At 74.6% G+C, this 12,379-nt stretch carries 11 protein-coding genes; 9 read left to right on the top strand and 2 right to left on the bottom strand.

Annotated features, from left to right (window positions below; translation table 11 throughout):
* Positions 1 to 6: 6 nt before the first annotated feature.
* Positions 7 to 453, bottom strand: a complete 447-nt coding sequence (locus tag HOY81_RS13135) for a metallopeptidase family protein (RefSeq protein ID WP_237320507.1) — start codon at positions 451 to 453, stop codon at positions 7 to 9.
* Between the two features lie 282 nt (positions 454 to 735).
* On the opposite strand from HOY81_RS13135, the gene HOY81_RS13130 reads away from it, so the two are divergent.
* The 8 genes from HOY81_RS13130 to HOY81_RS13095 all read left to right on the top strand — a co-directional run bounded on the left by HOY81_RS13130 (position 736) and on the right by HOY81_RS13095 (position 9,648).
* Complete coding sequence (locus tag HOY81_RS13130; RefSeq protein ID WP_237320506.1) at positions 736 to 1,182, top strand: DUF3499 domain-containing protein; 447 nt, start codon at positions 736 to 738, stop codon at positions 1,180 to 1,182.
* Between the two features lie 122 nt (positions 1,183 to 1,304).
* Entirely contained in the window at positions 1,305 to 2,675 is a 1,371-nt protein-coding gene (locus tag HOY81_RS13125) for a phosphomannomutase/phosphoglucomutase (RefSeq protein WP_237320505.1), read from the top strand.
* 334 nt (positions 2,676 to 3,009) lie between these two features.
* Positions 3,010 to 3,234: a Trm112 family protein gene (locus tag HOY81_RS13120; protein WP_237320504.1), complete on the top strand. Its 225-nt coding sequence runs from the start codon at positions 3,010 to 3,012 to the stop codon at positions 3,232 to 3,234.
* Positions 3,235 to 3,307: 73 nt separating this feature from the next.
* Positions 3,308 to 4,573 (top strand): SIS domain-containing protein, encoded by a 1,266-nt coding sequence (locus HOY81_RS13115; RefSeq protein ID WP_237320503.1) that lies wholly within the window; start codon positions 3,308 to 3,310, stop codon positions 4,571 to 4,573.
* Between the two features lie 47 nt (positions 4,574 to 4,620).
* Positions 4,621 to 5,823, top strand: coding sequence for a mannose-6-phosphate isomerase, class I (manA, locus tag HOY81_RS13110; protein ID WP_237320502.1), 1,203 nt, complete (start codon positions 4,621 to 4,623; stop codon positions 5,821 to 5,823).
* A gap of 105 nt (positions 5,824 to 5,928) precedes the next feature.
* Positions 5,929 to 6,897, top strand: a complete 969-nt coding sequence (locus HOY81_RS13105; protein WP_237320501.1) for a cation diffusion facilitator family transporter — start codon at positions 5,929 to 5,931, stop codon at positions 6,895 to 6,897.
* A gap of 429 nt (positions 6,898 to 7,326) precedes the next feature.
* Positions 7,327 to 8,793 carry an adenosylhomocysteinase gene (ahcY, locus tag HOY81_RS13100; protein WP_237320500.1) on the top strand — a complete coding sequence of 489 codons (1,467 nt, stop codon included), beginning with the start codon at positions 7,327 to 7,329 and terminating at the stop codon, positions 8,791 to 8,793.
* Positions 8,794 to 9,030: 237 nt separating this feature from the next.
* A complete protein-coding gene (locus HOY81_RS13095) occupies positions 9,031 to 9,648 on the top strand; it encodes a hypothetical protein (RefSeq protein ID WP_237320499.1) in 618 nt (205 codons plus the stop codon).
* Positions 9,649 to 9,745: 97 nt separating this feature from the next.
* Here the strand turns inward: HOY81_RS13095 and HOY81_RS13090 are convergent, their stop codons facing one another.
* On the bottom strand, positions 9,746 to 10,969 hold the full coding sequence (locus HOY81_RS13090; RefSeq protein WP_237320498.1) for an RDD family protein: 1,224 nt from the start codon (positions 10,967 to 10,969) through the stop codon (positions 9,746 to 9,748).
* Between the two features lie 89 nt (positions 10,970 to 11,058).
* Here HOY81_RS13090 and HOY81_RS13085 point away from each other — a divergent pair, with 89 nt between their 5' ends.
* On the top strand, positions 11,059 to 12,066 hold the full coding sequence (locus HOY81_RS13085) for a stage II sporulation protein M (protein ID WP_237320497.1): 1,008 nt from the start codon (positions 11,059 to 11,061) through the stop codon (positions 12,064 to 12,066).
* Positions 12,067 to 12,379 lie beyond the last annotated feature (313 nt).

The raw sequence follows: 12,379 nt of genomic DNA, 5'->3' as shown, positions 1-12,379 counted from the left end.
TCCGGGTCAGTCCTGCCCGTAGCGCGGGTCGACCGACTCCGGGGAGAGACCGAGGAGTTCGGCAACCTGCTCCACGACCACCTCGTGCACCAGCAGCGCCCGCTCCTCCCGGGTCTTGGTGCGGATCTCCACCGGGCGGCGGTAGACCACGACGCAGTCCGGCCGGTTGCCGTGGGCGGGCACCACCCGGCCGAGCGGCACCACCTCCGCGCCGTCCAGCTCGCCGCCGTCCCCGCGCGGCACCTCCTGCACCGCGAAGTCCACCCCCGCGAGCTGCGGCCAGTGCCGCTCCAGACGGTGCGCGGAGTCGCGCACCAGGTCGTCGAAGGCGTCGGCCCGGGTCACCGCGAGCGGCACCTGGGGTGGCGCGACCGGCCCGCGCATGCCGCGGCCGTGGCGGTCGCGGCGGAAGGGGCGCGGGTGGGGCGGGCGGGGCGGGACGGGACTGCTCATCACCGCCGAGCCTAGCCTTCCCGGTCCGCCGCCCACCCGAGCCCGCGGCGGGCGGTGGAGCGTGGCGCGGGATGAGCGTTCCGGTCGGTTCCCGGTACGGAACGTGACCGTTCGACGACCGCCCCGGGTCGTTCTCCCGACCGTTCCGGAGACCGGTCCCGACCGCCGCCGCGGGGGGCCGTGCGACGGCCGGTACGTACCCGGAGGTTGGCCGCAGGTCGGCGCGGAGCACCCGGGAAGTGCCGTTCCGTGCGAAGCGGGACGACACGGCAGGGTGACCTCGTGGAGAGTCGTCGCAGCCCGCTCACAAGTGCGGTACCGTCCAACGTCGTGAGTCCTGTACGTCGCTGTTCACGCACCGCGTGCGGCCGTCATGCCGTGGCCACGCTGACGTACGTCTACGCGGACTCGACCGCCGTCCTCGGACCGCTGGCCACGTATGCCGAGCCGCACTGCTACGACCTCTGCGCGGAGCATTCGGAGCGTCTCACCGCCCCTCGCGGCTGGGAGGTCGTCCGGCTCGCCGTGGAGTCCGGGCAGTCCCGCCCCAGCGGCGACGACCTGGAGGCCCTGGCCGACGCCGTACGCGAGGCCGCGCGCACCCGGAGCCGGCCGGAGCGCGGCGACGCCGTGCCGGCCGACCCCACCGGGCCCGGCGGCCGGGACGCCGACCCGATGGAGGTCGCCCGCCGCGGCCACCTGCGGGTGCTGCGCTCGCCCGAGTCCTGAGCCACCGGGAGAGGCCGGGGTGGCCGAAGCCGTGCGCCCGGCCCGGAGCACCGCTCCGCCCGAGACGACCGGCGGGTAGATTGGGGGCCCTGCCGACGACGGACCGGAGGGCTGGGGTGGCCGTGGCTGATCTCTCGCAGATCGTGAAGGCGTACGACGTGCGTGGCGTGGTGCCGGACCAGTGGGACGAGTCGCTCGCCGAGTTGTTCGGCGCCGCGTTCGTCCGGGTCACCGGCGCGGCCGGCATCGTCGTCGGGCACGACATGCGCCCCTCCTCGCCGGGCCTCGCCGCCGCCTTCGCCCGCGGGGCCACCGGCCGGGGCGCCGACGTCACACTCATCGGGCTCTGCTCCACCGACCAGCTCTACTTCGCCAGCGGCAGCCTGGACCTGCCCGGCGCCATGTTCACCGCCTCGCACAACCCGGCGCGGTACAACGGCATCAAGCTGTGCCGGGCCGGCGCGGCGCCGGTCGGCCAGGACACCGGCCTCGCCGACATCCGCGCGCTCGTCGAGGAGTGGGCGGACGGCGGCGGTCGCGGGGGCGTGGGGGAGGCCCGGGGCGCGCGGGGCACCGTCACCGAGCGCGACCTGCTCGCCGACTACGCCGCCCATCTGAAGTCCCTGGTCGACCTGACCGCGATCCGGCCGCTCCGCGTCGTGGTCGACGCGGGCAACGGCATGGGCGGCCACACCGTGCCCTCCGTCTTCGAGGGCCTGCCGCTGCAGCTGGACCCGCTCTACTTCGAGCTGGACGGCACCTTCCCGCACCACGAGGCGAACCCGCTGGACCCGAAGAACATCGTGGACCTCCAGGCGCGCGTCCGGGAGACCGGCGCCGACCTCGGCCTCGCCTTCGACGGCGACGCCGACCGCTGCTTCGTCGTCGACGAGCGGGGCGAGCCGGTCCCGCCCTCCGCCGTCACCGCCCTGGTGGCCTCCCGCGAGCTGGCCAAGGAGCCCGGCTCGACGGTCATCCACAACTGCATCACCTCCTGGTCCGTGCCCGAGGTCGTCCGCGAGTCCGGGGGGACCCCGGTGCGCACCCGCGTCGGCCACTCCTTCATCAAGGCCGAGATGGCCCGTACGGGCGCGATCTTCGGCGGCGAGCACTCCGCGCACTACTACTTCCGGGACTTCTGGAACGCCGACACCGGCATGCTCGCCGCGCTGCACGTGCTGGCGGCCCTCGGCGGCCAGGACAAGCCGCTCTCCGGGCTGGTCGCGGAGTACGACCGCTACGCCGCCTCCGGAGAGATCAACAGCACCGTGGCGGACCAGGCGGCCAGCCTCGCGGCCGTCCGCGAGGCCTACACCGGGCGCGCGGACGCCGAACTCGACGAGCTGGACGGCCTCACGGTCACCACCGCCGACTGGTGGTTCAACCTCCGGGCGTCCAACACCGAGCCCCTGCTGCGGCTCAACGTGGAGGCCCGCGACGACGCCACCGCCGCCCGGGTGCGCGACGAGGTGCTGGCGCTGGTCCGCGCCTGACCCCCCGGGCCCACCCGCCCACGCGGTCCGGCCTGCCGGCGTGCCGTGGCGCGCTGGGGGAGACCTCCGGTACGTCCCGCCGTGCCCGGGACGGGCTGCGCGGCGGGCTGCCTGCGGGTGCCGGCCACGGCCCGCCGGCGGCCCGGCGCGGAGCCCCCGGCCGTGCGCCGGGACCTGCCGGTCGTGCGGGGCCGGGCCCGGTGCCGGCGGTACGCGCGCGGGAACGCCCCAGCCGAGCCGCATCGCGCAGCGGCCTGCGGCGCCCGTGCCGGTGCGGCCGTCGTCACGGCGGTACGCTGGGCCCACAGCCGAGCCCGTGAGAAAGGGAACGCCCATGCCGCTCGAAGCCGGCCTCCTGGAGATCCTCGCCTGCCCGGCGTGCCACGCCCCGCTGCACGAGCGGCAGGACGCCGAGGGTGCCGCGGCCGGGGAGGCGCCGGGCGGCGACCAGGCCGACGTCACGGAACTCGTCTGCACCGGCGAGGGCTGCGGCCTGGCGTACCCCGTCCGGGACGGCATCCCGGTGCTGCTCGTCGACGAGGCCCGCCGCCCCGCCTGACCCGGGCACCCACCGGTCACCCTGACCCCGGGCACCCACCGACCACGTCGTACGACCGGGAGGCTCCCGCACGATGCTCGACGAGTCACTGCTCGACGCACCGGAGGCACTGGCCCGCGCCGATGTGGGCGGCCTGCTGCGGGGGGCCGCCGAGTCCGGCTCCCGCGTCCGTACGGCCGTACGGCTCGCCCGGGAGTCCGGCCTCGCGGAGCTGCGTCCCGACGGGCGGCCGCGGTCGGTGCTGGTCGCGGGGTACGGCCCGGTGGCCGGGTGCGTCGCCGACCTGCTGGGCGCCTTCTGCAACGGCGGCCTTCCGGTCAGCCTGCTCCGGCCCACGGGCGCCCTCGCGGTGCCCGCCGCGCTGCGCTGGGCGCTGCCCGGCTGGGCCGGGCCGCTGGACCTGCTGCTGCTCGTCACCGCCGGCGGGGACGAGCCCGGCCTGACCGCGCTGGTGGAGCAGGCCTACCGCCGCGGCTGCACCGTCGTGGCGGTCGCCCCGGACCGCAGCCCGCTGACCGAGACGGTGGGGGAGACCCACGGGCTCTCGGTGCCGATGGCCCCCGGTCCGTACGCCACCTCGACGGCCGACGACGTGTCCGCACCGCCGGCCCCGGCCGAGGCCGCCCCCGGCGAGGCCGGGGCGGACGCCCGCCAGGACGGCCCGGTGGCCGCGGTCCCGGTCGGCACGGTGCCCCCGGCACCGCCCGAGGGGCCGACGCCCGCCGCCGTTCCCGGCACGCTGTGGGCCCTGCTCGCCCCGCTGCTGGCGCTCACCGACCGCCTCGGCGTGGTGGAGGCCCCGCAGCGCTCCCTGGAGGCGCTCGCGGACCGGCTGGACCGGGTCGCGGAGCGCTGCGGCCCGGCGATCGACACCTACAGCAACCCGGGCAAGAACCTCGCCACCGAGCTCTCGGGCGCGCTGCCCCTGCTGTGGAGCGAGGGCGCGGTCGCGGGCGCCGCCGCCCGCCACTGGGCCACCACGCTCGCGGCGCTGGCCGGGCGTCCCGCGCTCCCGGCCCGGCTCCCCGAGGCCCTGATCGCGCACGGTCCCCTGCTGGCCGACGCGTTCACCGGCGGCGGAGCGGACGACGACTTCTTCCGGGACCGGGTCGAGGAGCCGGAGGCGCTGCACACCCGGGTGGTGCTGCTGCGCGAGGGCCCCCCGGGTGCCGAGTCGGCGGCCGTCGCCGCCCGTGACCTGACGTACGAGCACGACACGCCGCTGAGCGAGCTGGAGCCCGACGAGGGCAGCGGCCCCCTGGAGGCCGCGGCGGAGCTGATCGCCACCGGGGATTTCGCCTCCGTTTACCTCACGCTCGCCCTCACCCGCCCATCCTGAGCCCGATCCGACCGTCCCTCCCGCACAGTCAGGAACAGGCACACCTCATGGACCGCCTCGAGAACTCCGTGCGCCCCTACGCCTGGGGCTCGCCGACCGCGATCCCGGAGCTGCTGGGCGTTCCGCCCACCGGCGAACCGCAGGCCGAGCTCTGGATGGGCGCCCACCCCGGAGCGCCCTCGCGGATCGACCGCGGCACCGGGCCGGTCCCGCTCTCCGAGGTGATCGCCGCCGACCCGGAGGGCGAGCTGGGTGCCGCCGCGGTACGGGCCTTCGGGCCGCGGCTGCCGTTCCTGTTCAAGGTGCTGGCCGCCGCCGCGCCGCTCTCTCTCCAGGTCCACCCCGACCGGGCCCGGGCCGAGCAGGGCTTCGCCGAGGAGGAGGCCCGCGGCGTCCCCGCCGGCGCCCCGCACCGGAACTACAAGGACACCCATCACAAACCCGAACTGCTGGCCGCCCTCACGCCCTTCGAGGGCCTGTGCGGCTTCCGCCGGGCGGAGCAGTCCGCGGCGCTCCTGTCCGAGCTGGACGTGGACACGCTGAAGCCGTACGTGGACATCCTGCACGCCAGCCCGGAGAGCGAGGCGCTGCGCGAGGTGCTCACCGCGGTACTCTCCGCCGACCGCGCGGAGATCGCCGACACCGTGCACCGGGCCGCCGCGGCCGCGGAACGGCTCGCGGCGGCCGGCGGTCCGCACGCCGCCGACCACGCCGCGTACGCCGGCATCGCCCGGCACCACCCCGGCGACCCGGGGGTGCTCGCCGCGATGCTCCTCCACCACGTGCGCCTCCGGCCCGGCGAGGCCCTCTACCTCGGCGCGGGCGTGCCGCACGCCTATCTGGAGGGGCTCGGCGTCGAGTTGATGGCCAACTCCGACAACGTGCTGCGCTGCGGCCTCACCCCCAAGCACGTCGACGTGCCGGAGCTGCTGCGCGTGGTCCGCTTCGAGGCGAGCGAACCGGCCGTTCTCGACCCGGAGGCCGAACCGGACGGCGAGGAGGTCTACGCGACGCCGGTGGACGAGTTCCGGCTCTCCCGCTACGTCCTCGCGCCGGGCGGCGCACCGCACACACTGCGGGCCGGACCGGCCCAGATCCTGCTCTGCACCGCCGGCGGCATCCTGCTCCGGGACGCCGGGGACGGCAGCGAACTCCGCCTGGAACGCGGCCGCTCCGCGTTCGTACCGGCGGGCAGGGAGCTCCGGCTCGCGGGCGAAGGTACGATCTTCCGCGCCACGGTGGCCGCCTGACGAGGCGGCCGGTCCGGCGGCGCCCGGCACCCGGGGAGCCCCCGGGGCCCTGCGCCCTGCCGACCCACGGCCGCTCTGCCCACGGAGAAAGGGACACCCCCGCACATGAGTGCATCAGGCGGAACGAAGGCGATCGTCGCCGCACTGGGCGCGAACCTGTCCATCGCGGCGGCCAAGTTCGTGGCCTTCGCCTTCAGCGGCTCCTCGTCGATGCTCGCCGAGGGCGTCCACTCGGTCGCCGACTCCGGCAACCAGGCGCTGCTGCTGGTCGGCGGCAGGAAGGCGAAGAAGGCCGCCAGCGAGGAACACCCCTTCGGCTACGGGCGGGAACGCTACATCTACAGCTTCCTCGTCTCCGTCGTCCTCTTCGCGGTCGGCGGCGTCTTCGCGCTCTACGAGGGCTACGAGAAGATCAAACACCCGCACGAGATCGAGCACTGGTACTGGCCGGTCGGCGTGCTGGTCTTCGCGATCATCGCCGAGACCTTCTCCTTCCGCACGGCCATCAAGGAGTCCAACGAGGTCCGTGGCTCCCTGTCCTGGACGCAGTTCGTGCGCCGGGCGAAGGCGCCCGAGCTTCCGGTCGTGCTGCTGGAGGACCTGGGCGCCCTGGTCGGCCTGATCCTGGCGCTGGGCGGCGTGCTGACGGCGCTGGCCACCGGCGACGGCGTCTGGGACGGCATCGGCACCGTCTGCATCGGCGTGCTGCTCGTGCTGATCGCCCTGGTGCTGGCCGCGGAGACCAAGTCGCTGCTGCTGGGCGAGGCCGCGGACGCCTCGCAGGTCGCCGCGATCCGGAAGGCGCTGGTGGACGGCGAGACCGTCACCCGCCTCATCCACATGCGGACCCTCCACCTCGGGCCCGAGGAGCTGCTGGTCGCGGCGAAGGTGGCGGTACGGCACGAGGACACGGCGGCACAGGTCGCCGAGGCCATCGACGCGGCGGAGAACCGGGTGCGCGAGGCGGTGCCGATCGCCCGCGTCATCTACCTCGAGCCGGACGTCTACCGGCCCGGTGCGCAGCCGGCGGGCGGCACTCCCGGGGACGGTACGGAGCCTCCCGGGAAGGAGTAGCGGGCGCCGGCGGGGCCCCGGGTCCGTGTGCGGTCCGGGCCCCCGGGGCCCGTGTGCGGTGCCGGGGCCCCGCCCGCCCCGGCGGGCTTGCGTGGGGCCGTACGGTGGAGGGGATGCGAGGGGCACCGACGGTTTTCGGCACACGGGGCCGAAATCCGATCCGGAGTCGCCCTTGCAGACACCGGTCACGATCCGTTCGACTGGATGAGCGGTGTAGATTCGTAGCACACAGACGTCGCTGCTGATGGCGGTCGGCCGGTCCGGTCACGGACCACCGAGGGAGAGAGGGCCTCCGACGGACTGGGCTGCGAGCAGGGGACACGTGTGTCCGCCGCCGGGCGCGCCACGCCCGGAGGGCACACACCCGCCCTTCTGCACCGCAGCACGGAAGCCAGCCCACACCTCGACACCCGAGGAGATGCAGCTCGCATGACGACGACCGCCTCGACCGCCACGACGCAGGACTTCAAGGTCGCCGACCTCTCTCTCGCCGCATACGGCCGCAAGGAGATCGCCCTCGCCGAGCACGAGATGCCCGGCCTCATGGCGATCCGCCAGGAGTACGCCGCGGAGCAGCCGCTCGCCGGCGCCCGCATCACCGGCTCGCTGCACATGACCGTGCAGACCGCCGTGCTCATCGAGACCCTCACCGCCCTCGGCGCCGAGGTCCGCTGGGCCTCCTGCAACATCTTCTCCACCCAGGACCACGCCGCCGCGGCCGTCGCCGTCGGCCCGGACGGCACCCCGGAGAACCCGCAGGGCATCCCGGTCTTCGCCTGGAAGGGCGAGACGCTGGAGGAGTACTGGTGGTGCACCGAGCAGGCGCTCACCTGGCCGAACGCGGCGACCGGCGGCCCCAACATGATCCTGGACGACGGCGGTGACGCCACCCTCCTCGTGCACAAGGGCGTGGAGTACGAGAAGGCCGGCAAGGCCCCGGGCGTGGAGACCGCGGAGAACGACGAGCACCGGGTCGTCCTGCAGCTTCTCAACCGCACCCTCGCGGAGAGCCCGCAGAAGTGGACCCAGCTCGCCTCGGAGATCCGCGGCGTGACCGAGGAGACCACCACCGGCGTGCACCGGCTCTACGAGATGCAGAAGGCCGGCACCCTCCTCTTCCCGGCGATCAACGTCAACGACTCGGTCACCAAGTCCAAGTTCGACAACAAGTACGGCTGCCGGCACTCCCTGGTGGACGGCATCAACCGCGCCACCGACGTGCTCATCGGCGGCAAGACCGCCGTGATCTGCGGCTACGGCGACGTCGGCAAGGGCTCCGCCGAGTCCCTCCGCGCCCAGGGCGCCCGCGTCATCATCACCGAGATCGACCCGATCTGCGCCCTGCAGGCCGCCATGGACGGCTACCAGGTCGCCCGGCTCGAGGACGTCGTCGAGACCGCCGACATCTTCATCACCACGACCGGCAACAAGGACATCATCATGGCCTCCGACATGGCCCGGATGAAGCACCAGGCCATCGTGGGCAACATCGGCCACTTCGACAACGAGATCGACATGGCCGGCCTCGCCGCCATCGACGGCATCGTCAAGGACGAGGTCAAGCCGCAGGTCCACACCTGGACCTTCCCCGAGGGCAAGAAGATCATCGTGCTCTCCGAGGGCCGCCTGCTCAACCTGGGCAACGCCACCGGTCACCCGTCGTTCGTGATGTCCAACTCCTTCGCGAACCAGACCATCGCCCAGATCGAGCTCTTCACCAAGCCGGCGGACTACCCGACCGACGTCTACGTCCTGCCGAAGAAGCTGGACGAGAAGGTCGCCCGCCTCCACCTGGACGCGCTCGGCGCGCGCCTGACCGAGCTGCGCAAGGACCAGGCCGACTACATCGGCGTCCCGGTCGAGGGCCCGTACAAGCCGGACCACTACCGCTACTGAGGCCCCCGCCGGCCCACCCGGTCCGGCAGGCAGCAGTCCCGCAGGCCCCCGCCCCCGGGCGGGGGCCTGCGGCGTGCCCGGCCCCGGAACGTGCCGCGCCACCCGCGCCCCCGCCGTCAGGGGCCGTCGGGGGCCGGCACGGGCCGCCGCGGGAACGACCGGCACCATGGGCACCACCGGCACCCCCACCGGTACCACTGGCCCCCACCGGCACCACAGGACCCGGAGTCACCCCCGATGCCCCGCGGCCGCTACGCGCTCCACGACCCGTACGACCACACTCCGCTCGGCGAGGAACACTTCCAGTGCGCCACCGGACCCACCGGCTGGCGCTACGTCGCACAGCTCACCTCCCCCTCCGGCGAGCACGCCGGCTCCGTCGACCTCACCGTGGACGCCCTCGGCCGGCCTGTACGCCTGGAGCTGCACGCCGGGAGCTGGCGGGTCCGCGGCGCCACCCTCGACGGCGTCACCTGGGTCCGTACCGACCCCTCCGGGGAGCACGCCCAGGAAGGCCAAGCCGCCGCGCACTCCTTCACCGGGGCCTCACCGGCCTTCCTCGTGGCCACCGCCCGGCTGCTGCGCCCCGCCACCGGCGGACCGCCCGTCCGCACCCGCCTCGTCGCCTTCACACCGCCCGTCCTCGCTCCCCGCACGCTCGACCAGTCCTGGGCGCTGGACTCCACCGAAGCACACGCCACCGACAGCGGCCCGCTGACCGTGGAGCACTACCGGGTCGGCGACCTGGAGACCGGGGAGGAACACTCCGTGCACCTCGCCGGGGACGTGGTGCTCGCCGCCCCGGGGATCGAGCTGGAGGACCTCGAGTCGCCGCCCTCGGCCTTCCCGGACTGACCGGCGCCGGGGCCGGCGCCCCCGCATCCGTGAGCGCCGCCCGGTGCGCCACGGGCCCGGCGGTGCGGGCCCGCGGGACGTCGTCCTGCACCCCTGCTCAGGCCGGCGGCACGAACCCCGTACGCGGCCGCTCCGCAGGCTCCTCCCGCGGCGCCTCCTGCGGGGCGGACGCACCGCCCCCGGCGGACTGCCGGCCGGGCGTGCCCGTCCCCGTCGCCCCGGTGCCAGCGGGCGTGTGCCACCCGGGCGCTCCGGCCGGGGCGCCGGTAGCCGGTGCCGGCATGGCGTTCCCGGGGGCCGGCCACCGCGGTGGGCCCGCACTCGCGGTCCCGGTGTCTTCCGGTGTGTGCCACCCGGGCGCTCCGGCCGGGGGCGTCGCGGGGCCAGGCGTGACCGTCCGGCCCGGGGCTCCCGTGGCGCCTCCCGGCCCGTACCACCCCGGCGACCCCGCGCTGCGCGGCCCGGCCCCGGCGGGCGCCTCCGCGCCGGGCATCCCCGGCGGCGCCGGCCGGTCGGCCGGCTGCCCCACCGGTGCTCCCGGCGCCCCCGGTGCCGTACCCGGCGCCGCTCCCGGCGGACCGAACGCCCGCCTCGCCTCGCGCGCCTGCCGCTCGGCCACGACCCCCGCCAGGTAGACACCCGGAGGCATGCCCGGCGGCATCGGCGCTCCGGTGCGCTCGGCCACGTCCGCGGCCAGCCGCTGCGCCATCGAGAGGCTCACCCCCTCGTCCAACTGCCCCGACCGCATGAGGTACTGCCGCACCGCGAGCCAGAGCGGCTCCGGCACCCGCGACAGGTCCAGCTCCGCGAACTGCCCCGCCAGCCAGGGCGGAGGCGACGGCACCCGTGTGCCGCGCTGCGCGGGCACCCGCTCCCGTATCACCAGCGTCCCCGCGAACACGTCGCCGACCCGGCGCCCCCGTGCGGAGACGAGCGACGCGGTGCAGGCTATGACCCCGAACGAGAGCTGGATCTCCACGACGCCTATCGCCTGGCGCACCAGGGCGTGCCGGAAGCGGATCGGCCCGCCGTCCGCCCGCACCACGCGCAGCCCGCTCATCGCCTTGCCGACCGACCGCCCGTTGCTGAGCGTCTCGACCGCGATCGGCACCCCCACGAGCACCAGCAGGAGCAGCGCCACCTGAACGGCGGCCATCGCCGCCGCGTCCAGCGAGGCGGTGGCCGAGACCAGGCCGAGGGAGAGCAGAAGGAAGGCCGACCAGTAGAGGAGGAGGTCGACGAAGACGGCGAGGGCCCGGCTGGGCAGCCGCGCGGGCCGCAGGCCGAGGACCACCGCATCACCGGTCACCAGTTCGCTCACCGTACGGAGTCCCTTCTCGCCGTGCCGTACCCGCTTGCCCTGTTCGAACAGTCTGCCGTCCGTCGCGGCCCGTCTGCCAAGCTCTTCCCATGGACCTCGACGTCTTCGTGGCCGCACACCGCGCGGAATGGGACCGCCTCGACTCGCTGGTGCGCCGCCGGCGGCGCCTGACCGGAGCGGAGGCGGACGAGCTCGTCGCCCTCTACCAGCGCACCGCCACCCATCTCTCGCAGGTCCGCTCCAGCGCCCCGGACCCCGCGCTCACCGGCCGGCTCACCAGCCTGGTGGCGCGGGCGCGGAACGCCGTGACCGGTCCGCGCCGGGCCACCTGGCGGGACGTCGTCCGGTTCTTCGCCGCCGGCTTTCCGGCCGCCCTCTACCGCACCCGCCACTGGTGGGTGCCCACCGCGCTGCTCTCCGTCGTCGTGGCCGCGCTGATCGGCTGGTGGATCGGCACGCACCCCGAGGTGCAGGCGGCCATCGCCGCCCCCGAGCAGCTCCGGGAGATGACGCGCCCCGGAGGCCGGTACGAGACGTACTACTCCAGCCATCCCGCCACCTCCTTCGCCGCCCAGGTGTGGACGAACAACGCCCGCGCCGCGGTCATCTGCCTGGTCTTCGGCGCGCTGCTCGGCATCCCGGTCCTCTGGGTGCTCTTCCAGAACATGCTCAACCTCGGCATCGGCATCGGCCTGATGGGTTCCGCCGGACGCCTGGACACGTTCCTCGGGCTGATCCTCCCGCACGGCCTGCTGGAGCTGACGGCGGTGTTCGTCGCCGCCGGCACCGGGCTGCGCCTGGGCTGGACGGTGATCGACCCGGGGCACCGCAGCCGCCGTACGGCCCTCGCGGAGGAGGGGAGAGCGGCGCTGGGGATGGCACTGGGCCTCGCGGCCGTCCTCTTCGTGTCCGGCGCCATCGAGGGCTTCGTGACGCCCTCCGGCCTGCCGACCTGGGCCCGTATCGCCATCGGTGTCGCCGCCGAGCTGGCGTTCCTGGCCTACGTGTACGGGGTGGGCCGGCGAGCAGCCCGGGCGGGCGAGACCGGCGACGTCGAGGAGGCGGACCGGGAGGCGACTCTGCCCACGGCCGCGTGATGTGCGTTCGGGCGGGGCGACCTGCTAGTGTCCTCAACGCCGCGGGGGAACCTGTTGACACAGGGAGCCCGTGGAGGTAGATTTTAACAGTTGCCCTGGAGGCGTACCTGCCGCGGGAGCAACCGTGAGAATCACATGGGCTTCACTCGAGACGATGTCCCTCTGCGGACGCGTCACGGAGAAGCCACCCGGACTTTCAGATGATTTTCGTCTGATAGAGTCGGAATCACCGAAGGGAAGCGCCCGGAGGAATCCTGTGAGGGGTTCCGATGGCAGCGTCCGTTCCTTGAGAACTCAACAGCGTGCCAAAAGT

It is taken from the genome of Streptomyces sp. JJ36, assembly GCF_021696945.1.
Taxonomy (GTDB): Bacteria; Actinomycetota; Actinomycetes; order Streptomycetales; family Streptomycetaceae; genus Streptomyces.
Note: the sequence above shows the minus strand (reverse complement) of the source record. Positions and strands in the feature narration are given on the sequence as shown.